Origin of the sequence: Streptomyces sp. SBT349 (assembly GCF_001083795.1) — a bacterium.
Classification (GTDB): Bacteria; Actinomycetota; Actinomycetes; order Streptomycetales; family Streptomycetaceae; genus Streptomyces.
Genome location: NZ_LAVK01000080.1, coordinates 1 through 24750 on the forward strand (window position 1 = coordinate 1; position 24750 = coordinate 24750).

Below are 24750 nucleotides of genomic sequence, written 5' to 3' on the forward strand. Positions count from 1 at the left end.
GCCCTCGGGCCGCCCTGAAGGCGTTCGCGCGAGCCCGTCCCGGTCGGAGGGGGCCCGCGCGAACGCCTTCAGGGCGGCCCGAGGGCGAGGGCGCGGGAAGGTTAATGTAACTGGTCGATGCGCGAGATTCGGACGTGCGTCCTCGGCGGCTCGGCCCGAGCACCTGAGTGAGTGGGCTGCACGCAAGACCGAGGTCAGCCTCGCCCCGGTTGATCTCGACCTCCGCGACCAGAAGGCTGACATGACGATAGAGGGCAAGACCGTGCAGGAACCGGCCGCCGTCTCCCCGGCGACCGGCTTCGCCCGAGCCCACCTGTTCAACGGCCGTACGACCGACGCCTACCGGGAGAGCCTGATGCGGGGGGTGGGCGCCGTGGCCGACCGGGTCTCCGCCGCCGCGCGGCCGTTCTCCGGTATCAGCCCGGAGCAACTGGCCCCGGAGCTGGACGCCGTGGACCTCGACCGCCCGCTCGGCGACTCGGCCGCCGCGATCGCGGAGTTGCAGCGCATCTACCTGCGCGACGCGGTGTACTTCCACCACCCCCGCTACCTGGCCCACCTCAACTGCCCCGTCGTGATCCCGGCCTTACTGGGGGAGGTGGTGCTCAGTGCCGTCAACTCCTCGCTGGACACCTGGGACCAGAGCGCCGGCGCGACCCTGATCGAGCGCCGCCTGATCGGCTGGACAGCCGGCCGCATCGGTTTCGGCGGGGACGCCGACGGCGTCTTCACCAGCGGTGGCACGCACTCCAACCTCCACGCGCTGCTCCTCGCCCGGGAGGAGACGCTCGCCCGAGCCGGGGCCGGCACCGCCCGGGACCGTCAGGATCTGCTGCCGCGGCTGCGGGTGCTCACCTCCTCGGCCGCGCACTTCAGCGTCATCAAGGCCGCCAAGCTGCTGGGCCTGCCGATGGAGGCCGTGATCGCCGTGCCCACCACCCCCGACCGGCGCATGTGCGTGTCCACGCTGCGTGCGGAGGTGAACCGCCTGGAGTCCGAGGGGCTGACGGTGATGGCCGTGGCCGCCACGGCCGGAACCACCGACTTCGGCACGATCGATCCCCTGGACGCCGTGGCCGACGTGTGCGAGGAGAAGGGGATCTGGCTCCATGTGGACGCCGCGTACGGGTGCGGCCTGCTGGTCTCGCCCACCCGGCGCCACCTTCTGAACGGCGTCGAGCGGGCCGACTCGGTCACCGCCGACTACCACAAGTCCTTCTTCCAGCCCGTCAGTTCCAGCGCCCTCGTCGTCCGTGACGGCGCCACCCTGTCCCACGCCACCTACCACGCCGACTACCTCAATCCCGCCGGCATGGCGGAGCGGCACATACCCAACCAGGTGGACAAGTCCCTCCAGACCACCCGCAGGTTCGACGCCCTCAAGCTCTGGCTGACCCTGCGGGTCATGGGCGCCGAGGCGATCGGACTGCTCTTCGACGAGGTGGTGGACCTCGCCGGGGCGGCGTACGACCTCCTCCGTGCCGACGCCCGCTTCGAGGTGGTGACGCGCTCCCCGCTCTCGACGGTGGTCTTCCGCTACCGGTCCGAGGGCGACGACCTCGCCACGGACCTCACCGACGAGGCCAATCAGTACGCGCGCGAGGCCCTCGCCGCGTCCGGGGAGGGCCTGGTGGCCGGGACCAAGGTCGACGGCCGGCACTTCCTGAAGTTCACGGTGCTCAATCCGGAAACCACGCTGGACGACATCGCGCACGTCCTCGACCTGCTGGCCGGCCACGCCGCCGACTATCTCGCGATCGCCGCCACCATCCGGGACTAGGACCGCCCCCGCCCGCAGGAATGGAGAACCCATGCCCGCTCACACCGGCGAGGTGCACGACGACGTCGTCGCCGTCGGCCTCGGCCTCGGCCCCTGCAACCTCGGACTCGCCTGCCTGAGCGCGCCGGTCGAGGAGTTCGACGGCGTCTTCCAGGAGGCCCGCGACCAGATCACCGGCCGGGAGGTCTACCCGATCGAGAAGAGCATCGCGTGCCAGGAGTTCGGCGCTCCGGAGGATGTCATATCGTGACCGCGTTCGACCGACCCGCTCTCTTCTCCCGCCGCACACGTCTGGGCACCCTGGCGCTCCACCGGCTCGACCCGGAGGCGGACGCCGTCCTGCTGCACGCCTGGGTGACCCACCCCAAGGCCGCCTACTGGATGATGCGGGACCACAGCCTCGCCCAAGTGGCGCGCGCCTACCGCGAGATCACCGACCATCCCTGCCATGACGCCTTCGTCGGCACCCTGGACGGCGAGCCCTGCTTCCTGGCCGAGCGCTACGATCCCGCCCGCGTCGAACTGGCCGGCCTGTACGAGGCCCGGCCCGGCGACATCGGCATGCACTTCCTCTGCGCCCCCACCGCCCGCCCCCGGCACGGCTTCACCCGCGCCGTCATCACCACGGTGATGGCCTGTCTCTTCGACGATCCCGCGGTGCGGCGCGTCGTCGTGGAGCCGGATGTGCGCAACACGGCCGTGCACGCGCTCAACGCCGCCGTCGGATTCGTCCCCGAGGGGCCGCTGACCAAGCCCGAGAAGGAAGCCCTGCTGAGCTTCTGCACCCGGGAACAGTTCCGGGCAGCCACCGAAGGAGCCACCCCATGACCACACCCGACCGCCCGGTTCCCCCCGCCCCGGTGGCACACCTGCACCCGGACCCGTGGGCCGCCGCCAACCGGGCCATGGTGCGCAAGGCGCTGGCGGAGTTCGCGCACGAGAGGCTGCTGGAACCGGAGCCCACGGGCGAGGGCCGGTACCGCGTGCGATCGGACGACGAGAGCGTGGAGTACCGTTTCGCCGCCCGCCGCATGGCCCTCGACCACTGGCAGATCGCCCCCGACACGATCACCCGCCACCGGGACGGCGCCGAACTCCCGCTGGACGCGGTCGACATGATTCTCGAACTGCGCACCTCCCTCGGACTGGGCGACGAGGTGCTCCCGGTCTACCTGGAGGAACTCAACTCCACGCTCTCCTCCGCCGCCTACAAGCTCTCCCGGCCCGCGCTCCCGGCGGCCGAGCTGTCCACCGCCGGCTTCCAGGCCATCGAGTCCGGCATGACCGAAGGACACCCCGGCTTCGTCGCCAACAACGGCAGGATCGGCTTCGACGCCGAGGAGTTCCACCGCTACGCCCCGGAAGCGGGCGCCCCGGTCCACCTGGTCTGGCTCGCAGCCCACCGGGAACGGACCACCTTCACCTCGTGCGCCGACCTCGACTACGACACGCTGATCGAGCGGGAGCTGGGAGCCGCCCAGCGCCGCCGCTTCACGGACACCCTGGCCGGCCTCGGACTCGACCCCGGACACTACCTCTTCCTCCCGGTCCACCCCTGGCAGTGGATCAACAAGCTCACCGTCACCTTCGCCGGTGAGCTGGCCACCCGGAGGCTGGTGTACCTCGGCGAGAGCGAGGACGCCTACCTGGCGCAGCAGTCCATCCGGACCTTCTTCAACGCCGACCACCCCGAGCGGCACTACGTCAAGACCGCCATATCCGTCCTGAACATGGGCTTCATGCGCGGGCTGTCGGCCGCCTACATGGAGGCGACTCCCGCGATCAACGACTGGCTGGCCGGACTGATCGCCGCCGACCCCGTCCTGCGCGCCACCGGGCTGACCATCCTCCGGGAACGCGCCGCCATCGGGTACCGCAGCCCCCAGTACGAGGCGGCCACCGACCGTTACTCGCCCTACCGCAAGATGCTGGCCGCGCTCTGGCGCGAGAGCCCGGTACCCGCCCTCGCTCCCGGTGAACGCCTGTCCACCATGGCCGCCCTGCTCCACACCGACCGCGACGGCGGCTCCCTCGCCGCGGCCCTGATCGCCCGCTCCGGGCTGGCCCCCGAGCGCTGGCTGCGCCACTACCTCGACGCCTACCTCACGCCCCTCCTGCACAGCTTCTACGCCCACGACCTGGCCTTCATGCCCCACGGGGAGAACGTGATCCTGGTCCTGGACACAACCGGCACGGTGGTGCGCGCGGTGTTCAAGGACATCGCCGAGGAGATCGTCGTCATGGACCCGGAAGCCGACCTGCCCCCGCTGGTGCGGCGCATCCGCGCGGCGGTGCCCGAGGACATGCGGCTGCTGTCGATCTTCACCGACGTCTTCGACGGCTTCCTGCGCTACCTCTCGGCGATCCTCGACGAGACGGGGACCCTTGCCGAGGGGGAGTTCTGGCGCACCGTCGCGCGCTGCGTCTGCGACTACCGGGACTCGGTGCCGCACCTCGCGCACCGCTTCGAGCGCCACGACCCGTTCGTCAAGACCTTCGCGCTGTCCTGCCTCAACCGCCTCCAGCTGCGCGACAACCGGCAGATGGTCGACCTCGCGGACCCCTCCGCCGCACTCCAGCTGGTCGGCGAACTGCCCAATCCGCTGGCGCCGTTCGCGCCGGCCCCATGACCGCCACGGAAGCGGCCGGCGCACGCGCACACGAAGCCACGCACCGCGTCCCGGCGGCCCGCATCCGGGACCCGGCGGGTTGCGGCCCTAGGGCCGGGGGGCCGTGCTGTCCCGGACCACCAGGGTGGTGGCCAGCTCGACCCGGGGGCTCTCCGGCTCCTCGCCGCCCATCAGCCGGACCAGGGTGCGCAGCGCGCTGCCGCCCATCTCCTTGAGCGGCTGGCGCACCGTGGTCAGCGCCGGGGACACCCAGCGGGCCTCGGGCAGGTCGTCGAAGCCGACCACGCTGATGTCCTCGGGGACCCGCAGACCCGCGCCGGTCAGCGCCTCGTAGCCGCCGATGGCCATGTGGTCGGAGCAGATGAACAGCGCGGTCGGCGGGTCGGGCAGCTCGATCAGCGCGCGCACCTGCTCCGCGCCGCTGGCCCGGTCGTAGTTGCCGTGCCGCACCAGCTCGGGTGTCACGTCGAGCCCGGCGGCGACGATCGCGGAGCGGTACCCCGCCATCCTGGCCCGCGTGTAGAGATGGTGGGGCGGCCCGGTGACCAGCGCGATCCGCCGGTGGCCGAGCTGGAGGAGGTGGTTGGTGGCCTCGTAGGCACCGGCCCAGTTGGTGGTGCCCACGGACATCACGTCCGGCGGCGGGTCGCTCAGCGGGTCGATCACCACGCAGGGGATCCTGGCCGCGGCCAGCCGGGCCAGCTGCTCCGGCGTCGCCTCGATGAGGCCCAGCACCACGCCCGCGCTGCCGCGCTCCAGGACCCGGTCCACCCAGTCCTGCGCGCGGCGCCCGCCGGTCGGCGCGGAGCCGCGGGCCCGGGAGATCACCACGTGCACGCCCGCCTCGTAGGCGGCCGACTCCATGCCGCTGGCCACGCTCGCGGGCCAGGAGCCGTCGAGCCCGCTCAGCACCAGGTCGACGGTGCGGATCTCCGGCTCGAAACCCGAGGTGCCGCGCCGCATGTAGTGGTGTTGGCGCAGCACCTCGTCGACCTTGGCCCGGGTGTCCCGCGAGACGTCGTCCCGGCCGTTGAGGACCTTGGAGACGGTGGAGACGGACACTCCGGCCATCTCCGCGATATCCGCGAGCGTGGGGCGGGGCACCTTGCTGGTCACGAGTCCATTCTCTGCTCTCCCGACAATTTTCGGGACACTGTAGTGCTCAGGCCGTCGGCCGCCCCACCAGGGCCGCCGCCGGTGCCCGCAGTCTTGACGGCGCCGAGCACGGCGTCTAGCTTCCCTACCGGTTGGTTTCGAAATCCGGCCATCCTCCCCCGGTCGTCCTCGACGAGCCGGACCCGTGGCAGCGATCCGACAGCGGCGGTCGATCGCGCCCCGGCCCCCTCTTCCCGACAGGAGAAGTCATGTCGCCGTCGCCGTCCCCGCAGCCGCTGCGCGTCACCGTGTGGTCCGAGGGCCGTCACGAGCAGCGCAGCCCCGAGGTCGCCGAGCGGTACCCGCACGGGATGCACGGCGCGATCGCGGAGGGCGTCCAGGAGCACCTGGGCGACCGGGTCCTGCTGCGCACGGCGACCATGGACGAGCCGGAGCACGGGCTGACCGAGCGGGTGCTCGCGGAGACGGACGTGCTGACCTGGTGGGGACACCTGGCCCACCGCGAGGTGGCCGACCCGGTGGTGGAGCGGGTGCGCCGCCGGGTGCTGGCCGGGATGGGGCTGATCGTGCTGCACTCCGGGCACTGGTCGAAGCCGTTCACCCGGCTGATGGGCACCACGTGCACGCTGCGCTGGCGGAACGCGGCGGAGCGGGAGCTGGTCTGGACCGTGGACCCTTCGCACCCGATCGCGGCCGGGGTGCCGCACCCCATCGTCATCGAACAGCAGGAGATGTACGGGGAGTTCTTCGACATCCCGGCCCCGGACGAGCTGGTGTTCGTCAGCTCGTTCGCCGGGGGCGAGGTGTTCCGCAGCGGCTGTACCTTCCGGCGCGGCAGCGGCCGGATCTTCTACTTCAGCCCGGGGGACCAGGACTACCCGGTGTACCACCACGCCGACGTCCGCCGGGTGATCGCCAACGCGGTGCTCTGGGCGGCCCCGGACCGCATCGGCGGGGCGCCGCGGCTGACCCACTCGGAGACCGGGTGGTTCGAGGACGGCGGCGCGGTGGCGTGACCGGGTACGGGGGCCCGCGCCCCACCAGGGGCGCGGGCCCGCGTCCGGCTAGGGCTGGGTCACCCCCTGTCCGATGAAGTCCACCCAGTTGACGTTGAGTTCACCGGTGGTCTTCACGAAGTACAGCGGCCCGCTCTCGGCGGTGGAGCCGCCGCTGACCGCGGCCGTGAAGTCACCGTAGACCTGCCAGTCACCGGTGGGCGGGACCTCGATGGTCGCCACGGTCGGCCCCGACTCGGGGTCGCCGGTGCGGACCTCGACGGTCGCGCCCAGCGTCGGCGAGGCGGCGCGCAGGCCGATCTCGTCGATGTTGGTCAGGTTGGCCGGGTTCCAGGCCCACCAGTCGCCGTTGTCGATGTGACCGATGTTCTGGCCGCCTCCGGCCGCGTCACCGGTGCCCTCGATGCTGACGCCCGGGTCGCCGCCGCCGGTGGCGGACTCCAGGCGGCCGGAGGAGTCGAAGTACTCCGCCTCGCGCAGCTTGGGCTGGAGCACCAGCACCTCCTGGGTGGTCAGCGGCGGCGCGTCGCCGTTGCCCTGGTCGGTGTAGGTGACGGTCACGGTGCCGAAGATGTTGGCGCCGATGTGCCCCTCGTCGCCCGGCAGCGGGAAGCTGCCGGAGCAGCCGTGGTACTGCTCGTAGCCGTGCGCGTGCTCGTCGTGGCCCAGGGCGGGCTGGACCACCACGTTGTCGCAGTCGATCTCGCCGTCCTCGGCGTCGGTCACCGACACCTCGTAGGCTATGGAGTCCCCGAACGCGAAGAACCCGCCGTTCACCGGTCCAGCGACGTCGAGGACCGGAGCCTCGTTGCCCGCCGTGATCTCCAGGTTGGACACCGAGGTCCTGCCGTCCTCGTCGGTCGCGGTCAGCCGCGCGGTGTACCGGCCCGCCTCCGTATAGGTGTGGCCGGCCGTGGGCGCCGTGCTGTCCTCGGCGCCGTCACCGTCGAAGTCCCAGGAGAACGTCACCGGGCCACCGTCCGGATCGTGGGAGCCCGCGGAGTCGAAGGCGACGTCGAGCGGCAGCGGCCCCGAGGTGCGGTTCGTGGTGATCTGGGCGATCGGCGCGCGGTTGCCCTGGACGTAGTCCACCCGGTAGACCCCGGAGTCGGTGTTGTTGCCGCCGAACCCACTGCCCCACTCGATCACGTACAGCGAGCCGTCCGGGCCGAACTGGAGCGCGTGCGGCCGGTTGAACTGCAGCTCCTCGAAGATCCGCGTCACACTGGCGACCTGGGTGCGGTCCTCGTTCAGCCCGAACGAGAACAGCCGGCTGTCGTTCCAGTCGGCGAACACCACGTTGCCGTCGAAGGACTCGGGCCACTTGGTGTCGGACTCCAGGTTCGGGTCGAACTGGTAGGCGCCGCTGGTCATCGGCGCGCCGCTGCGGCCGATCTCCGGAGTGCTGGTCTCGGCACCGAGCCAGACCTCGGCGGGCTCGGCGGCGGGCAGCTCGCGCACCCCGGTGTTGTTCGGGGAGTCGTTGACCGGCGCGGAGCAGTTGTACGCGGCGCCGGAGGTGCCGGTGGCGAAGTCGTAGTCGATGTAGGGGGTGTTGGCGCCGACGCAGTAGGGCCAGCCGTAGAAGCCCGGCTCGTCGACGATGTTCCACTCGACCCGGCCCTCGGGACCGCGGGAGGGACTGGCGCTGCCGGCGTCCGGGCCGTAGTCGGCCACGAACAGCTGGTCGGTGGTCGGGTCGAGGCCGATCCTGAACGGGTTGCGGAAGCCCATCGCGAAGATCTCGGGGCGGGCGTTCGCGGTGCCCTCCGGGAAGAGGTTGCCGTCCGGGATGGTGTAACCGCCGTCCGCCTGCGGGGTGATGCGCAGCACCTTGCCGTTGAGAACGGCGCTGTTGGCGGCGGTGCGCTGGGCGTCCCAGCTGGCGCGGCCCGCCTGCTCGTCCAGCGGGGAGTAGCCGTCGCTGGCGAACGGGTTGGTGTTGTCGCCGGTGGCGATGTACAGGTTGCCCTGGGTGTCGAACTCCAGGGCGCCACCCGCGTGGCAGCACTCCTGCCGCTGGGTGTCGACGGTCAGGACCACCCGCTCGCTGCCCGGGTCGAGGGTGTCGCCCTGGACGGTGAAGCGGGAGACCCGGTCGACCTGCTCCTCGCCCTGTGGCGAGTAGTAGAGGTAGAGGTGGCCGTTGTCCGCGAAGCCGGGGTCGAGGGCGATGCCGAGCAGCCCGAACTCCTGGCCGGTGTACACCGGGACCTGGCCCGCGGTGACCACCGAGCCATTGGTCAGCACCACATTGACCGCGCCGTTGCGGTCGATGTAGAAGACCCGGCCGTCGTCGGCGATGTCCAGTTCCATCGGGTTGCTGGTGTTGTCGTCCAGCGTCACCTTCTCGAAGTCCTCGGCCAGCGGCCCGTCGCCCGCGCCGTCGCCCGAGCAGTCGGCCGCCACCGCGCCGGCGGCGGTCCGGATGCCGCCGAGCAGGTGGGCGAGGAACTCCGGCTCCTCGTAGGACTCCGCCGTGTGGCCCATGCCGGTGTACCAGGCGTGGCCCGCGTCGACGTCCCGGCACCAGGAGATCGGGTGGTCCTCACCCATGGTGCCGCCCTCGTAGGAGCCCTCGTCCAGGGTGGCGAGCACATGCGCGCTCTCCCGGGGGTTGGGGGCGTAGTTGTACCACTCGTCGTGGCGGCCCCAGTCGGCGGGCAGCGAGGCGGTCGAGGGGTGCTCGGGGTCCTCGACGTGGACGGTGGCGTCCTGCGGCGCGGGGTGGCCGGCGAAGTAGCCGCCCACCAACTCGCCGTACCAGGGCCAGTCGTACTCGGTGTCGGCGGCCGCGTGCACGCCCGCGTAGCCGCCGCCACCGGCGACATAGCGCTCGAACGCGCCCTGCTGGTCCTCGTTGAGCACGTCGCCGGTGGTGGAGAGCCAGACGACGACCTCGTACTGGGCCAGTTCCGCGTCGTTGAAGACCGCCGCGTCCTCGGTGGCGGTGACCTCGAATCCGTTCTCCTCGCCGAGATCCTCGATCGCGGCGATGCCGGCGGGGATCGAATCGTGCCGGAAGCCCGCCGTCTTGCTGAAGACCAGGGCGTTGAAGGTCTCGTCACCGTGCCCCGGATGGGCGGCGGCGACGCCACCGGCCGCGACGGCCAGCGTCACTGCGACGGCACCGGCTCGTGCCGCCGTTCTGAGGTGTTGCCGGGTTGTTCTCAACACGTCTCCTCACAGGAGAGGGTGGGGGGTAACGCTCCTCTGGTTCCGGGGGGTCCCCGGACGTTCGGTTCCTGTGCACTCCGGGCCGCTCACGCGGTGGGACCGGCCCGATCCCCGCGGGCGAGGGCGCCGCCCGCGGGAAGTCCTGACGATCAGGCCGACGGCGTTCGGCCCGGTGGAAGCACGCGCGGGGGATCCGGTCGGCAGCGGGTTCCGGTGCTCAGCGGCTCGCCCACAGGAGTCCCCTCTCGGTGATGGCGCGGACCTCGGGGACCCGGAAGTCCTCGGTCCCGTGGCCGAAGGTGGACACGAACACGCGGCCCCTGCCCCAGGTCCTGGCCCACACGGCGGGTATGTCGGCGGGGCGCGCCCGCCGTTCGTCGGCCTCGAAGGCGACGGTCGCCAGGACGTCGTTGAGCGGGTCGCTGTGGGTCCAGTACTGGCTGCCGCGCACCTCGAAGTCGTGGAGCCCGGCGATCACCGGGTGGTCCGCGAACCCGGGGGAGAGCCGGACGCGTCGCCGGTCCGGCCCCCCGGTGTCCATGACGAACTGGCCGCCGGTCAGCAGCTGGTAGTCCTTGTCCTCGCGGAAGGCGTCCACGATGCCGCCGTGCCAGCCGGCCAGGCCCGTTCCGGCCTGCACGGCCGCCATCAGCCCGGCGCTCTCGGCGCGGGTGATGTCGCCCGACGTCCAGCTCTGCACGATCAGATCGGTCCGTGCCAGCAGCGCCTCGTCCTCGTAGACCTCCAGCGATTCCTCCACCAGGACCTCGAATCCGTGTCCCTGGAGGAACGGCACGAAGAGGTTGGTGGTCTCGACGGGCTCGTGACCTGGCCACCCACCCCGCACCACGAGAGCCTGCCGCCTTCCGGAGACCATAGGGTCCCTCGCTCCTTTCGCGCTGCCGGGCCGCGAGAGCCACCTCGCGGCCTCGCCGGCTCCGGCCTGCCGCCAGCGGTCGGCCCAGTGCTCCCCGATGGGCCGCCGCTCGAAACATTTCGAATATCTTCCCGGTCGCCGGAACTGTAAGAAGCCCGGTTCAGACCCGTCAAGACATGCGACACGGCATCGCGAAGTTTTGCGAAAAGATTCGGAGCTGTGCGGTTCTGCGGGCCCCTCGTCGGGGCCGCGTCATCAGCCGATGAAGCCGTGCGAGCGGAGGAAGTGCGCGGCGGCCTCCTCCGGCGTCCTGCCGTCCAGGTCGACCATGCCGTTGAGCTCGATCATGGTGGCCTCGGTCAGCTCGTCCCCGATGCGCACCGCGAGGTCAGCGAGGGCCGGGTGCTCGGCCAGGGTGTCCTCGCGCATGGTGAGCGCGGCGAGTTCGGTGGTGAAGTGGCCCCTGTCGTCTTCGAGGACCGTCAGGTCCAGGGACTCCAGGCGGGCGTCGGTGGTGAACACCTCGGCGAAGTTGCAGGGGCTGGCCTTGGCGACGTTGACGAAGTTCAACGCGAAGGCGTTCTGGTAGACCTGTGACGGCGGGAAGTCCACGTCATAGCTCTCGCGGATCGCGCTCAGTTCGCGGTCGAGGAACTCCGCGGCCCCGCACAGGGTCATCTCGTCCGGGTGCTCCGTGCCGAACCGCTCCAGGTCGCTGAGCTGATCCACCTCTCCGAGGTCTCCCGCGGAGTCCGCGGCGCGGGCGACGGCGTACTGGTTGCCGAAGCGCGCCGGGCCGAGCCACGTGATGCCGTTGCGTTCCTCGTCCTCGCCCGCGGTGGCCCGGAACTGCGGCAGCACACCGTCGACCGGCCTGTCGTGCTGGAGGAACTGCGTCCAGCCGGTGCCGGAGTACTCCCAGTACATGTCGATCTCGCCGCTCTCCAGCGCGCCGCGGACGATGCCGGTGCCGTTCAATCCCGTCTGGTCGGACACCTCGGCGCCGGCCGCGCGCAGGGCGTACAGCGTGATCTGGCCGAGGATCTTCTGCTCGGTGAACTCCTTGGAGCCCACGGTGAAGCGGGCGCCCGAGAGGTCGAACTCCTCGGCGATCGAGCCCCCGTTCAGCTCCTCCTGGCCGATCGAGTCAGTGCCGCCGGGCGCGATCGAGCACGCGCCGACGGTCAGGGCGGTCAGGGCGGCCAGGGCCAGGTGTATGGCGAGCCGCCGGTGCGCGTTCCGTACCCGTCGCTTCACCGTTCATCTTCCTTCCCGTGCTGTCGGTGCTGTCCGTGCCGGCTCCGTGCCGGGTCCGTGCTTCCGCGTGGCTCCCGCTCCCGCGGGGCGTCTCCGGTCACCGGGGTCACAGCCCGCGCGGCCGCAGCAGGTCCTCGGCGATGCCGGCCAGCCAGTCCAGAGCCAGGGCCAGGACGGCGACCAGCACGCTGCCGGTCACCAGCACGAGGTCGCGGCTGGAACTGATGCCGTTGGAGATGACGTCGCCCAGTCCGCCCGCGCCGATGAAGGTGGCCAGCGTGACCGTGCCGACGGTGATCACGAGCGCGGTCCTGACCCCGGCGAGCATGACCGGTACGGCCAGCGGCAGTTCGATGCGCCACAGCACCGCGCGGCGGGTCATCCCCATGCCGAACGCCGACTCGATCACCGACCGGTCGACCTGCTGGAGCCCGACGATGGTGTTGCGCAGTACGGGCAGGATTCCGTACAGCACGAAGGCGATGACCGCGATCTGGTCGACGCCGAGGCTGACGAAGGCCACGGCCAGCAGCACGATCAGGCCCAGGGACGGCAGCGCCTGCCCGATGCTCGCGAGGGCGAGCACGGGCCCGGCGATGTGCCGGGCCCCTCTGCGGGTCAGCAGGACGCCGGCCGGGACGGCGATGAGCAGGATGAGGGCTGTCACCACGCCCGTGAGTTCCAGGTGCTTGACGGTGCGGCTGACCAGGTACTCGGCGTTGAGGGAGCGTTGCTCGATCAGGTCGTGCGACTGGGCGGAGACGTAGAGGGCGAGGGTGAGCAGGACGGCGCCGAGCCCGAGCGGGGTGAGGGCATGGCGAAGGAGAACGGGCATGGTGGCTATGCCTCCTGCATGCGGGGGGAGTCCTGCGGGTCGGAGGCGGCTCGGGCGTTGATCAGGGTGCGGAGCGAGTCCATGTCCACGACACCCCGGTAGCGGCCGTCGCCATCCACCACGGCCAGCACGGAGGAGTTGGCCGAGAGCATGAGGTCGAGGGCGTCGAAGAGGCTGTCGTCCGGTCCCAGCCGGCTGAGGAGGGGGAGTTCCTCGCCGGGCCTGCGTTCCGGGCCCAGCAGGGGGATCCAGCCGGTGGGATGGCCCTCGTCGTCCAGCACCAGCAGGTGGTCCCGATCGGTGCCGGCGGCCGCGGCGGCCCGCGCTGCCTGGTCCGAACCACGGGCGACCGTGGGCCACTCGGGAAGGGCGAGGCCCCCGACGGGAGTGAGGGACAGGCGTCTGACCGAGGCACCGGAGCCGATGAAGTCGGCGACGAACGGGTCGGCGGGATCCGCGAGGATGTTCTCGGGGGTGTCGTACTGGTGCACCGTGCCGCCGTCGCCGAAGATCGCGATGCGGTCGCCCATCTTGACCGCCTCGTCGATGTCGTGCGTGACGAACACGATCGTCTTGCGCACCTCGGCCTGGATGCGCAGGAACTCGTTCTGCAACGCGTCCCGGTTGAGCGGATCGATGGCGCCGAACGGCTCGTCCATGAGCATCACCTGGGGATCGCCGCCCAGCGCGCGGGCCACGCCGACGCGCTGCTGCTGGCCGCCGGAGAGCTGCCGGGGATACCGCTTGCGGTAGGTCTGCGGGTCGAGCCCGACCAGGTCGAGCAGCGCGTCGACGCGCTCACCGATGCGGCGCTTGTCCCAGCCGAGCATCCTCGGGACGGTGGCGATGTTGTCGGCGACGGTGCGGTGGGGGAAGAGGCCGCCCTGCTGGATCGTGTAGCCGATGCGGCGCCGCAGCAGGTGGACCGGGACCTCGGTGACGTCCGTGCCGTCGAGGTGGATCCGTCCGGAGGTGGGTTCGATGAGCCGGTTGATGAGCTTCATCGTGGTGGTCTTGCCGCAGCCGGAGGGGCCGACGAAGATGACGATCTCTCCGGCCGGTACGTCCAGGGTCAGCCCGTCGACGGCGGCCTGCTTCTGCCCGGGGTAGTACTTGGTCAGACCTTCCAGCCGGATCATGGGGTGGTCGTCAGCTGTCCTTGGCGTCATGTCAGGCACCGATCCCTTGGGGTGTGGTGAGTCGGTTCACGGCGGTGTAGAGCAGTTCGAAGAGCACGGCGAGCACCACGATGCCCGCCACGCCCTCGATGGTGAGGTAGACGGCGAACGGCGTACCGGCGGTGGCCAGTCCATCGAGGATGAGGTTGCCGAGTCCGGGGCCGTTGACGGCCGCGGCGATGGCCGCGATGCCCAGCAACAGCTGGGTGGCCACCCGCAGTCCCGCGAGCAGCACCGGCCAGGCCAGCGGGAGTTCGACGGTCGTCAGCACCCGCAGCCGTCCCATGCCCATCGCGCGGGCGGACTCGACGACGGCCGGGTCCAGGTCGCGCAGGCCCACGATCGTGTTGCGGATGATCGGCAGCAGGGCGTACAGGGTCAGGGCGACGATCGAGGGGCCGTGTCCCAGCCCGAGCGGGGTGATGAGCAGGCCGAACAGGGCGAAGGAGGGGATGGTCAGCAGCACGCCGGCCACGCCCAGCACGACGGCACGGGGCACGCCGGTGCGGTAGGTGAGAACCGACACCGGCACCCCGACGAGTACGGCCAGTCCGAGTCCCTGGAGCACCAGCAGCGCGTGAGCGAGCGTGGCGTCCAGGACGTCCGACCAGTTTCCGGAGAGGAATTCGAGAAAAGTCATGGCGGCCGTCCTCGGTGGTCAGGCGGTGGCCGCGGCGGAGTCCCGCGCCGCGTCGGCGCGGGCGAACGCCTCGGCGTAGAAGGAGTCCAGCTCGTCGACCAGCCCCTGGAACGTCGGGTGCTCGTCGAACATCCACTCCGTGTGTCCCGCGCCCTCGATCAGGTGCAGCCGCTTGGGCTCCCGCGCGTGCGCGAAGAGGGAGCGGGCCTCCTCGGGCCGGTACAGCCGGTTCTCCGCGCCGTGCACGACCAGCAGGGGACGGGGCGCGATGCGGTGCGCGACCTGCTCGGGGGAGAAGCGCAGGAGCAGTTCGGCCGATTCCAGGGTGACGCCCGAGCCGAAGCCGGGCGCCTTGTACAGTTCCTCGCCGACGTATCCGTCCGTGTGGCCGTCCCGGTCGAGCCGCACGATGTCCCACGGCGAGGTGATCTCGGAGCGACCGCTCTCCACCCGCCGGCCACGGTCTCCGGCGATGCGCTCCAGCAAGGAGTTCCAGCTGGTCTCGTCATGCGTGTTGCGGGTGGAACGGGTGCCGTCGCTGACGCAGTTGACCGCGGCGACCGCCCGAACCCGGGGGTCCTCGGCCGCCTCGGCGACCACCACGCCGCCGCCCATGCCCCAGCCGAGCACGGCGATCCGGCCGGCGTCGAGCACCCGCGCCGCACTGGCCCGGTCCACGGCGGCCCGCACGTCTTCCGCCCACTCCTGGGGCACCAGGCGCCCCCGCTCACCCTCGCTGCCGCCGAAGCCGCGGTAGTCGAAGGCCACCACCGCGTAACCGCGGACGGTCAGGGCGCGGGCGAAGCGCTCGGGGTGGATGACCTTGAGGCCCTGGTACCCGGAGGCCGGGATCACCACCGGGTAGGGGGCTCCGGCTCCGCCGTCGTCGGGCAGGTGGAGGTCGGCGTCCAGGCGCAGGCCGCTGCTGAAGAACGGGAAGTCATGGGAGATCACGGTGTTGCTCCTCGGCTCTGTCTCGTCGGGGGTGGGGGGTGCGGCGACGCGGGTGCGGACGGCGCGCGTGCCGGACATGGGGGTGCGCGAGGTGGGGGTGCGCGGCCCGCGGCGCCGCCCCGGGGAGCGGGACGGAGGCGCGCGGCAGGGGCGATCGGCGTCGTGTGGTGCGCGCCCGGCTACGGGCGCCGTCCCGGACGCCACCGCGGGTCAGCGGCCGGCCATCGCCAGCGAGAGCTGCCGGGCGGCCGAGCAGACCACCCGTCCCGCCCGGTCGAGCTCCTGTTCCAGGCGGTAGGTGGGGGCCGAGACGTTCAGCGCGGCCATCACCCGCCCGCGGAAGTCGCGGACCGGCGCCGCGGCGGCGACCAGGCCCGCTTCGAGCTCCTCCTGTACCAGGGCGTAGCCCTGCTCGCGTGCCCGGTGCAGGCGGGCGAGGAAGTCCTCCACGTCCCGGCAGGTCCTGGGCCCCGTGGCGGGGAACGTGGCATCGGCCAGCAACGCGCGTACCTCGTCGTCGCTGTGGTCGAAGAGCAGCGCACGGCCGGAGGAGGTGCTGTGCAGCGGGGGCATCCGCCCCACCCATCCGGTGGCCTGGATCGCTCGCTGAGGGCTTTCGGAGAGCACGGTGAGCACTCCGTCGCTGGTGAGCACGGTGAGGTGCGCCCGCTCCTTGAGCACGTTGACCAGTCGGCGCAGCACGGGCGGCGCCTCGGCGAGCAGCCTCGGGTGCCCGGCGTTGGCCGCGATCACGAACACCTGCCAGCCCAGACGGTAGCCGAGCGTGTCCGGATCGCGCGCGACGAGGCCGACCTGGTCAAGTGCCTTGAGGGCGCGGGAGACCTGGGTCTTCTCCCGCCCCACCCGGCGCGCGATCTCGACCACACCCAGCCCGCCGCGCGCCGCCGCCTCGTCGGACCCGAGGATCCTCAGGATGGCGAGCGTGCGGTGAAGGCCCGATGAACTCTCGACTGCCACGCCCGCAGCATGACCGAGCCGGGTGCCGATCACAACCGTGGTTGCCGAGGGAGCAACTCCCCACCTCCTGACCGGTCCTGAGGCGGTGAACGAGACGCCGCCGCGGGCCGCCGTCATGGCGACGACGTCCTCGCCTCGTCCGGGAAGGACCGCCTCACCGCGTGACGAGGGACTCCGGGCGCTCGGACGCGCAGGCCCGCAGCGCGCCGGGGTCCAGCCCCTCCCGGGCGAGGGTGTCGACCAGCAGTTCCAGCGCCTCGGGCGGGCTCGGGGAGTCGGGCTGCCCGGCGTCCGAGGAGAGCACGATGTGCTCCAGCCCCACCCGGTCCGCGTAGGCGGCCAGCCGCGCCGGGGTCATGCCGGCCTGGTGGAGCAGCTGGAAGGCCGTGATCTCGACCAGCGCCCCGGAACGGGCCAGCGCCGCCGCCTCGGCCGCCGGCATGTCGGGCACCCGGTACCCGGGATGGGTCAGCAGGAGCCTGCGCACGCCGAGCCCGCGGGCGGTCTCCAGGAGCCACCGCACCTCGGCGGTGCTGAGGTGGCCGGTGGCGAGCACGGCCTCGGCCTCGGCGACCATGCGGCAGATCGCGCGCACGTCCTCGGCGGTGTCCGGGGCCACCGGCGGGATCGCGTACGCGTGCGGGGAGAGGTCGGTGCGCGTCGCGCAGAGGCTCGGGAGCCCCGCGTCGCGCTGGGTGTGCGCGTCGGCGGTCGGCATCCACACGATCCGGCCGCCGGCTCCCAGGCAGGCGGCGACCGCCGCGGGATTGACGCCGCCCGTGTGCTGGTTGAGGGCGATCCCGCCGTGGACGGGCAGCCGATGGGCGCGGGAGGCCACCGCCGCGCGCCCGACGGTGGACTCGTAGTGGGCCTTGAGAACGCACCCGGTGAATCCGGCCGCAGCGTAGGCCGCGACCACGTCGTGGTCGTCGGCCCGCCGGGAGGTCACGTCGGGTGCCGCATGCACATGGAGGTCGAACACCCGCTCAGGCTGCGCCCCGTGGCCCCTGAGGGCAACATCGGTTGCCCTCAGGGCAACGGCCCCACTCCCTCAGTCGACGTACTCCTGCATCAGGCGGTCCACCTCGCGTGCCACCAGGCCGAAGCGCGCCTCCTCCAGCAACGGGATCTCCCGGCGCCGCCGCCGCGCCGCGAGGACGTCGATGTCGACCACGGTGAGCGCCTCCTGGCCCCGCGGCGCCTCGGCCACCACCTCTCCCCACGGGTCGAGGACCCGCGACCCGCCCCAGAACGACGCGTTCCCCTCCTTGCCGACCCGGTTGACGAACACCACCCAGCACTGCTGGAGGCGCGCCATGTGGACCAGCAGGTCGGCCCAGTACACGACCGCGTCGATGGCCCCGGGCACCAGGTCGGAGGCGCTGTTGGTGGGAACGAGCAGGATCTCCGCACCATCCTGGGCGGCGAGCCAGGGCACCACCGGCTGCCAGGCGTCATTGCAGATCAGCGTCGCCATCCGGCCGTACGCGGTGTCGAACGCCCGCAGCGTGCTGCCCGGGCTGAAGTGCTTGCGCTCCTCCCACGCCAGATAGTTGGGCAGGAAGAGCTTGCGGTGGGTGTGCGCCACCGTGCCCGAGGCGAGGTAGCTCGCCGAGTTGAAGCGCCGGAGCGTGCCGGCCTCGTGCAGTCCGACCAGCACGTCGGGGCCGTGCCGGGACAGTTCCGCGAGCCGCCGGTCCTCGGCGCTGATCGATGTGTCGCGTCCCACCGAACCCAGTGCGTAGCCGTGCAGGCTCAGCTCGGGGAAGACCACCAGATCCGCGTGCCGCCCCGCCGCCTCACGGACGACGGCCCCGGCCGCGTCCACGTTGGCCTGCACATCACCCAGCTCGCAGTCCACCTGTGCCAGTGCGATCCGCACGACAAGCACCCCTTTCCCATCCCACGCGTGCCCGCTCCCGGGAGCTGCGGTTCTACCGGCCTACTCCCTTGGCGGCAAGTCGAGTTGCCCACGCGACAACCCCCCGCGCCGCGGTCGGTCTACGGGCTCGTGACCTCGTCGGGGTGGAGCGCGTCGAGGATCAGGGTGAGGCCGAAGGTGAACTCGTCCGCGTAGTCGTACCCGGGCTTGAGAGCGTGCTCGGTGGCGAGCTCGGTGAGGTGCGGGTAGGCGTCGGCGGGCATGTCGCGCAGGATGGCGCCCGCGACCTCGTCCAGCCCCGCCGAGCTGCTGAACGGCAGGCTCAGCTCCTGGATCACGAAGCCGTACAGGTAGCTGTCGATCAGCGAGAAGGCGTGCGCCGCCATCGGGACGGAGAACCCTCCGGCGCGCAACGCGCCGATGACGGCGTCGTGGTGGCCCAGGGTCGCCGGGCCGGGCCGGGTGCGGGAGTCCATCAGCGCGACGGCCCACGGATGGCGCCGCAGCGCGGCACGGGCGGAGACCGCGCGGTGGCGCATGGCGCTTCTCCAGTCCGTGCCGCGCGGCGGCAGGTCGATCTCGCCGAACACCGCGTCCACCATGCCGTCGAGGATGTCCTCCCGGCCCGCGACATGGTGATAAAGCGACATCGCCTCGACGCCCAGCGGTTGGGCGATGGCGCGCATGGTGAGCGCGGCCGACCCCTTCTCGTCCGCCACCGTCACCGCCGCGCGAATCACGCGCTCGCGACTGAGCGGCGTACGCGCCGGCGCCCTGCGCCTGCCTCCCTCGGGCATCCGCCCTCCTTCTCGCTCCTCTTGACCGCCTTACAGTGTAAGGCTATCGTGCCTTACGCCATAAGGTCGACACTCCGGCGAAGGGACTGCGCCATGGGGATGGAACGCGGGAAGAGGGTCGCCATCATCGGGGCTTCCGGGAAGCTCGGGCAGTACATGGTCCGGCACGCGCTGGAGCGCGGCTACGAGGTGGTCGGGGTGTGCCGGGAGCGCAGCGTGCCGAAGCTGGCCGCGTTCGAGGGCCGGATGACCGTCGTCCCCGGACCCACGAACGATCCGGACGTGATCCGGCGGGCGGTCGCAGGGTGCGACGGGGTGCTGACGGTGCTGGTGCCCTGGGGGGTGCGGCAGTACGCGTCGGGCACGGCGCGGGCGGTGCTCGACCACGCACCGCCGGACGCGCGTCTGGTCTTCTCGTGCGGCTGGCACATCACGCGCGACGGCGAGGACACGTACTCACGGACGTTCCGGGCGGGCGTCCGGATCGCCGCCGTGCTGGGCAAGCTCGTCCGCGCCGTCGAGATCGACGACCAGGTGGAGGCGTGCCGCCGCGTGTTCGCCAGCGACACGCGGTGGACGGTGGTGCGCGGCAGCAGCCTGGAGGAGGGCGAGAGCCAGGGCCTGCCCGTATGGAGCCGGCATGTGGGCGACCCGGTCCTGGCCAGCAACCTGACGCGCCGGGTGGACTTCGCGCTGTTCATGGTGGAGGCGCTCACCGACGACGCGCTCGTCCGGGAGGCCCCGGCGATCGTCGGCTGCCGCACCCCCAGCGCCCTCGGCCACGCCGCGTAGGGCCCGGCCGGGTCCCGGTCACCTGCCTCGGTCCGCCGGGCGGACGCGGGCCAGCAGGAGCGCGATGTCGTCCTCGGTCAGCCGGTCGCCCACCATCGTGTCGACCACCCTGCCGCACAGGTCGTCCAGCGACCCGTCGGACGGGGACAGGGCGCCGCGGAGGCGGCCGAGGCCGCTGTCGATGTCGGCCTCCCGGGTCTCCACCAGGCCGTCGGTGTAGAGGGCCAGCATCGTGCCCGGGGCCAGGTCGAGCTCGAACGACTCGAACGCGCCCAGGCCCACGCCGAGGGGCGTGCCCGGGGGCAGGTCGGGGAAGGTGACGCCGCCGTCCGGGGTCACCACGGCGGGCGGCGGGTGGCCGGCCCGCGCGATGGTGCAGCGCCGCGTGGCCGGGTCGTGGACCGCGTACAGGCAGGTGGCGTTCGTGGGCTGGGGGCACCCCCCGCTGGTGTCCCCCTCCACCAGCCGCACGACCAGGGTGTCGAGGCGGGTCAGCAGCTCGGCGGGTGGCAGGTCCAGGTAGGCCAGGGTGCGGATGGCGGTGCGCAACTGGCCCATCGCGGCAGCCGCCTCCAGGCCGTGGCCCACCACGTCGCCGACGACCAGGGCGATCCGGCCGTCGTCCAGCCGGATGACGTCGAACCAGTCGCCGCCCACCCCCTCGTGGACGTGCGCGGGCAGGTAACGGGTGGCCACCTCGATGTCCCGCCCCCCGCTCAGATCGCGGGGCAGCAGATTGCGTTGCAGCGCCAGCGCGGCGGCGCGTTCGCGCGTGTACTGGCGCGCGTTGTCCACGCCGAGCGCGGCACGCAGGGCGATCTGCTCGGCGAGCACCAGGTCGTCCTCGTCGAACGGCCGGGGGTTCTCCATCCGGACGAAGACGGCGATGCCCAGGATCTCGCCGCGGGCCAGCAGCGGCGTGATCATCAGGGAGTGCATCCCGGTCTCGTGGATGACGCGCGCGCGGGCCGGGTCCTGGTCCAGCCAGGTGCCGGGCGAGGTGTCCAGGTGCGGTTCCAGGTGGGACTTCCCGGTGGCCAGGACCTTGGTGAACGGGGACGACGGGGGGACGTAGACGGCCTCGCCCTTGGCCCAGAGGGACTCCGGGAGGTCCTCGTGGATCGACGCCACGCCCGCGCGGCGGAAGACGGGGATGCTGACCTCGGTGGCGTCCAGCCGTTGCAGCGGCTCGTCGCGCAGCGGCACGGCCTCCGCCAGGTCGACCGTGATGTAGTCGGCGATGACCGGCACGGACAGGTCCGCAAGCTCCTGCGCGGTGCGCACGATGTCCAGAGTGCTGCCGATCCGTGTGCTGGCCTCGCCGAGCAGCCGGATGCGCTCCCGGGCCCAGCTCCGGCTGATGTCCACCGACAGCACGCACGCGCCCAGCGGGCGGCCGTCCTCGGCGTCGATCCGGAACATCGCGGCCGAGAAGGTGCGGGTCCCCTTCCCGTCGGGCGACGGCCACCGCGACTCGTGGTCGATCACCTGGGCGCCCTCGTCGAGCACCCGCCGCAGGGACACCTCGATGGAGCGGGAGTCGACACTCGACGACAGCTCGGTCAGCCGGCGCCCCAGGTGGCCCTCCTCGGAGCGCCCCGTCTGCCGTGCCACCGTCTCGTTCATCCAGCGCAGGCGCAGGTCCGTGTCGTAGATGCTGATGCCCATGGGGGAGCGGTACTTGAGCGCCGTGAGCAGGGGCTCGGCCGTCGCGTCGCTTTCCGGCCGCCAGGCCGGCGGGGTGGCGGTGAGCAGCCAGGGGGCGTTCCCGTCCGGCGTCACCAGCGGGAAGAGGCGTGCCCGCACGGGCACCCCGTGGCCGTCGCGGTGCCGCGCCTCCACGGTGCCCGACCAGCCGGTGCCATCGCGCAGGATGCGGGAGAGCCCGGCGGCCGGGCGGTCGGCCTGATCGGTCCCCACGGGATCGGTCCGAAGGAGCGAGGCGGCGGAGCGGCCCACCACCTCGGCGGCGGAGAGGCCGAGCAGCCGCTGGGCGGCCGAGGACCACGCGGTCACGGTGCCGTCCGCGTCGATCACCGCGACGGGTGCCTCGGCGCCGCCCGCCTGGTGCACCGCAGGGTCGGATGCGGCCATCGATCGAGCCCATTTCTCGCGTTCGGCTGATGTATGCCGATATGTGACGGAATGCGCTCACTGTAGTCGGTTGACGTCGAGCGGGCTTCCGCTTCCCCGGTCCCGCTCCCGGTCACCGTGGCCGCGCGCACGGCAGCGGCGGCATCTCGTCGGTACAACGGTCTTCCAAAAAACCGCGCTCCGGGGTTAGCGTGTCCCTGGCCCGCCCTCAGCCGGCCGACCGCCACCTGAGAAGGGGATGCCGTGAAGATCCTGGTCCTGCCCGGCGACGGCATCGGCCCCGAGATCACCGGGGCGACGCTCGACGTGCTCTCGGCCGTGGACCGGGTGCTCGGCCTCGGCCTGACCCATGAGGTGCGGGACATCGGGCTGGCGAGCCTGGCGTCGAGGGGCACCACGCTCCCGGACGACGTGCTGTCCGCCGTTCCCGAGGCCGACGGCGTGCTGCTCGGTCCCGTCTCGCACTACACGTACCCGCCGCGCGCCGAGGGCGGCATCAACCCCTCGGCCGAACTGCGCACGCACTTCGCGCTGTTCGCGAACGTCCGCCCGTGCCGGTCCCGGCCGGACCTGAGCGTCCTGCGCGCGCCCATGGACCTCGTCATCGTGCGGGAGAACACCGAGGGCTTCTACTCCGACCGCAACATGGTCGCGGGCACCGGCGAGTTCATGCCCGACCCGGACCTCGCCCTGTCGGTGCGGAAGGTCAGCGCCGCGGCGTGCCGGCGGGTGGCGCGGGCCGCGTTCGAACTGGCCCGGGGCCGCCGCCGCAAGGTCACCGCGGTCCACAAGGCGAACGTGCTGAAGCTGTCCGACGGGCTGTTCCTGCGCGAGGTGCGGCGGGCGGCGGCCGAGTGCCCGGACGTCGAACTGGAGGAGCTGATCGTCGACGCCACCGCGGCGTTGCTGATCCGCAGCCCGGAGCGGTTCGACGTGATCGTCACGACCAACATGTTCGGGGACATCCTGTCCGACGAGGCGTCCGAGCTGTCCGGCAGCCTGGGCCTGGGGGGATCGGTCAACGTCGGCGAGACGATCTGCGTCGCCCAGGCCCAGCACGGCTCGGCGCCCGACATCGCGGGCCGGGGCATCGCCAACCCCACCTCGCTCATCCTGTCCGCGGCCATGCTCCTGGCCTGGCGGGGCCGCCGGGACGGCGACCCGCGGCTCGTCCGCGCCGGCGCCGCGATCGGCGCCGCGGTCGACCGTGTCCTCGACGACCCCGCCACCCGCACCCGCGACGTCGGCGGTCGCCTTGGCACCGCGGAGTTCGCCGCCGAGACCTGCCGCGTCATCGAGCGCGACACCGCACGAACCGGAGAGAGCTCCTGATGATCGCCTCCCTCAACCCGGCCACCGGCGCCGAACTCGCCCGGTTCGCCCCGCACTCCGAGGAGGACGTGACCCGCGCCCTCGACGCCGCCGTCGCCGCCCAGTCCTCCTGGCGCCGCCACGACATCACCCGGCGCACCTCGCTGCTGCGGGAGATGGCCCGGGTGCTGCGGGCCGGCAAGGACGCCTACGCCCTGCTGATCACCGAGGAGATGGGCAAGCCGATCGCCGAGGCCGAGGCGGAGATCGAGAAGTGCGCGGTCACCTGCGAGCACTACGCCGAGCACGCCCCCGCCTACCTGGCGGACCGGCCGGTGGCCTCCGACGCCGCGGAGAGCGCCGTGGTGTACGACCCGCTGGGCGTCGTGCTGGCGGTCATGCCCTGGAACTTCCCCTTCTGGCAGTTCTTCCGCTTCGCGGCCCCGGCCCTCGCGGCCGGCAACGGCGTGCTCCTCAAGCACGCGGACAACGTGCCCCGGTGCGCGCTCGCCGTCGAGCAGGTCGTCGCGGCGGCGGGAGCCCCCGAGGGACTGTGCCGCACCCTGATGGTCGAGGTCGCGTCGGTCGCGGCGGTGATCGCCGACCCCCGGGTCGCGGCCGTCACCCTCACCGGCTCCACCGGGGCCGGCTCCGCCGTCGCCGCCCAGGCCGCCGCCGTCCTCAAGAAGCAGGTGCTGGAACTCGGCGGTTCCGACCCGTACATCGTGCTCGCCGACGCCGACATCCCGCGGGCCGCCGCGACCGCGGTCAAGGCCCGGTACCTCAACGCCGGCCAGAGCTGCGTCAGCGCCAAGCGGTTCATCGTCGAGGCGGCCGTCGCCGACGCGTTCGCCGACGCGCTCACCTGCGCCGCGGCAGCCCTGACCGTCGGCGATCCGCTGGACCGGGCCACCGACATCGGCCCGATGGCCCGCGCGGACCTCCGTGCGACCCTGCACGACCAGGTCGGGCGCAGCGTCGCCGCCGGAGCCGACCTCAGGACCGGCGGCGAACCCGCCGAGAGGCCCGGGTGGTTCTACCCGCCGACCGTCCTGGACCATGTCACCCCCGGCATGGCGGCCTTCGACGAGGAGACCTTCGGGCCGGTCGCGGCCATCACCCGTGCCGCGGACGCCGAGGAGGCCATCGCCCTGGCCAACCGCACCGAGTACGGTCTCGGCGCGGCCCTGTGGACCCGCGGCCTGGCGCGCGCCCGCGTCTTCGCGCGCGCCCTGGACGCCGGAGCCGTCTTCGTCAACGGCATGGTCGCCTCCGACCCGCGCCTGCCGTTCGGCGGGGTCAAGAGGTCCGGCTACGGCCGGGAGCTCGGCGCCTGCGGCATCCGCGAGTTCGTCAACACCAAGACCCTCTGGATCGGCCCCACCCCGAACGCCTCCCCGGGAGACGCCCTCCGATGAACGCCGACCCTTCCCTCC

The 24750-nt window shown here is 72.2% G+C and carries 21 protein-coding genes; 8 read left to right on the forward strand and 13 right to left on the reverse strand.

Annotated elements, in window-relative coordinates:
• The first annotated feature begins 241 nt into the window (after window positions 1-241).
• The 4 genes from ADY01_RS12705 to ADY01_RS12720 are packed head-to-tail and all read left to right on the forward strand — an operon-like array spanning window position 242 to window position 4410.
• The gene (locus ADY01_RS12705; protein WP_049570932.1) at window positions 242-1780 is read left to right on the forward strand and encodes a pyridoxal phosphate-dependent decarboxylase family protein; all 1539 of its coding nucleotides are present in this window, start codon (window positions 242-244) and stop codon (window positions 1778-1780) included.
• A gap of 31 nt (window positions 1781-1811) precedes the next feature.
• On the forward strand, window positions 1812-2030 hold the full coding sequence (locus tag ADY01_RS12710) for a SidA/IucD/PvdA family monooxygenase (RefSeq protein ID WP_049570935.1): 219 nt from the start codon (window positions 1812-1814) through the stop codon (window positions 2028-2030).
• A complete protein-coding gene (locus ADY01_RS12715; RefSeq protein ID WP_078900243.1) occupies window positions 2027-2608 on the forward strand; it encodes a GNAT family N-acetyltransferase in 582 nt (193 codons plus the stop codon). The genes ADY01_RS12710 and ADY01_RS12715 overlap by 4 nt, the downstream gene beginning before the upstream one ends.
• Window positions 2605-4410, forward strand: coding sequence for an IucA/IucC family protein (locus ADY01_RS12720; protein WP_049570938.1), 1806 nt, complete (start codon window positions 2605-2607; stop codon window positions 4408-4410). Before ADY01_RS12715 ends, ADY01_RS12720 begins: the two co-directional genes overlap by 4 nt.
• An 87-nt stretch (window positions 4411-4497) precedes the next feature.
• Here ADY01_RS12720 and ADY01_RS12725 read toward each other — a convergent pair whose 3' ends face one another.
• Window positions 4498-5514: a LacI family DNA-binding transcriptional regulator gene (locus ADY01_RS12725; protein ID WP_078900247.1), complete on the reverse strand. Its 1017-nt coding sequence runs from the start codon at window positions 5512-5514 to the stop codon at window positions 4498-4500.
• 260 nt (window positions 5515-5774) lie between these two features.
• On the opposite strand from ADY01_RS12725, the gene ADY01_RS12730 reads away from it, so the two are divergent.
• The gene (locus ADY01_RS12730) at window positions 5775-6542 is read left to right on the forward strand and encodes a ThuA domain-containing protein (RefSeq protein ID WP_049570941.1); all 768 of its coding nucleotides are present in this window, start codon (window positions 5775-5777) and stop codon (window positions 6540-6542) included.
• A 48-nt stretch (window positions 6543-6590) separates the two neighbouring features.
• On the opposite strand, the gene ADY01_RS12735 is transcribed toward ADY01_RS12730, so the two are convergent.
• The 11 genes from ADY01_RS12735 to ADY01_RS12785 all read right to left on the reverse strand — a co-directional run bounded on the left by ADY01_RS12735 (window position 6591) and on the right by ADY01_RS12785 (window position 19117).
• The gene (locus ADY01_RS12735; protein ID WP_049570944.1) at window positions 6591-9662 is read right to left on the reverse strand and encodes a ThuA domain-containing protein; all 3072 of its coding nucleotides are present in this window, start codon (window positions 9660-9662) and stop codon (window positions 6591-6593) included.
• Window positions 9663-9936: 274 nt separating this feature from the next.
• The gene (locus ADY01_RS12740) at window positions 9937-10596 is read right to left on the reverse strand and encodes a ThuA domain-containing protein (protein ID WP_049570947.1); all 660 of its coding nucleotides are present in this window, start codon (window positions 10594-10596) and stop codon (window positions 9937-9939) included.
• Window positions 10597-10851: 255 nt separating this feature from the next.
• The gene (locus ADY01_RS12745; RefSeq protein ID WP_199826220.1) at window positions 10852-11853 is read right to left on the reverse strand and encodes a glycine betaine ABC transporter substrate-binding protein; all 1002 of its coding nucleotides are present in this window, start codon (window positions 11851-11853) and stop codon (window positions 10852-10854) included.
• Window positions 11854-11959: 106 nt separating this feature from the next.
• On the reverse strand, window positions 11960-12688 hold the full coding sequence (locus tag ADY01_RS12750) for an ABC transporter permease (RefSeq protein WP_049570951.1): 729 nt from the start codon (window positions 12686-12688) through the stop codon (window positions 11960-11962).
• A 5-nt stretch (window positions 12689-12693) separates the two neighbouring features.
• A complete protein-coding gene (locus tag ADY01_RS12755; protein WP_053170764.1) occupies window positions 12694-13857 on the reverse strand; it encodes an ABC transporter ATP-binding protein in 1164 nt (387 codons plus the stop codon).
• Between the two features lies 1 nt (window position 13858).
• Window positions 13859-14506, reverse strand: coding sequence for an ABC transporter permease (locus ADY01_RS12760; protein WP_049570957.1), 648 nt, complete (start codon window positions 14504-14506; stop codon window positions 13859-13861).
• Between the two features lie 18 nt (window positions 14507-14524).
• Window positions 14525-15538, reverse strand: coding sequence for an alpha/beta hydrolase (locus ADY01_RS12765; RefSeq protein ID WP_078900245.1), 1014 nt, complete (start codon window positions 15536-15538; stop codon window positions 14525-14527).
• A 132-nt stretch (window positions 15539-15670) separates the two neighbouring features.
• Window positions 15671-16438 (reverse strand): IclR family transcriptional regulator, encoded by a 768-nt coding sequence (locus tag ADY01_RS12770; RefSeq protein ID WP_049570988.1) that lies wholly within the window; start codon window positions 16436-16438, stop codon window positions 15671-15673.
• A 154-nt stretch (window positions 16439-16592) separates the two neighbouring features.
• Window positions 16593-17420, reverse strand: coding sequence for a DUF6282 family protein (locus tag ADY01_RS12775; RefSeq protein ID WP_049570962.1), 828 nt, complete (start codon window positions 17418-17420; stop codon window positions 16593-16595).
• 69 nt (window positions 17421-17489) lie between these two features.
• Window positions 17490-18320: a nitrilase-related carbon-nitrogen hydrolase gene (locus ADY01_RS12780; RefSeq protein WP_049570965.1), complete on the reverse strand. Its 831-nt coding sequence runs from the start codon at window positions 18318-18320 to the stop codon at window positions 17490-17492.
• A gap of 119 nt (window positions 18321-18439) precedes the next feature.
• Window positions 18440-19117 carry a TetR/AcrR family transcriptional regulator gene (locus tag ADY01_RS12785; RefSeq protein ID WP_049570970.1) on the reverse strand — a complete coding sequence of 226 codons (678 nt, stop codon included), beginning with the start codon at window positions 19115-19117 and terminating at the stop codon, window positions 18440-18442.
• Window positions 19118-19210: 93 nt separating this feature from the next.
• On the opposite strand from ADY01_RS12785, the gene ADY01_RS12790 reads away from it, so the two are divergent.
• Window positions 19211-19909: an NAD(P)-dependent oxidoreductase gene (locus ADY01_RS12790; protein WP_049570991.1), complete on the forward strand. Its 699-nt coding sequence runs from the start codon at window positions 19211-19213 to the stop codon at window positions 19907-19909.
• A gap of 18 nt (window positions 19910-19927) precedes the next feature.
• Here ADY01_RS12790 and ADY01_RS12795 read toward each other — a convergent pair whose 3' ends face one another.
• Complete coding sequence (locus tag ADY01_RS12795) at window positions 19928-22003, reverse strand: SpoIIE family protein phosphatase (RefSeq protein WP_078900246.1); 2076 nt, start codon at window positions 22001-22003, stop codon at window positions 19928-19930.
• 243 nt (window positions 22004-22246) lie between these two features.
• Here ADY01_RS12795 and ADY01_RS12800 point away from each other — a divergent pair, with 243 nt between their 5' ends.
• A complete protein-coding gene (locus ADY01_RS12800; RefSeq protein WP_049570973.1) occupies window positions 22247-23335 on the forward strand; it encodes an isocitrate/isopropylmalate dehydrogenase family protein in 1089 nt (362 codons plus the stop codon).
• Window positions 23335-24732, forward strand: coding sequence for an NAD-dependent succinate-semialdehyde dehydrogenase (locus tag ADY01_RS12805; RefSeq protein WP_049570976.1), 1398 nt, complete (start codon window positions 23335-23337; stop codon window positions 24730-24732). Before ADY01_RS12800 ends, ADY01_RS12805 begins: the two co-directional genes overlap by 1 nt.
• Window positions 24733-24750: the final 18 nt, after the last annotated feature.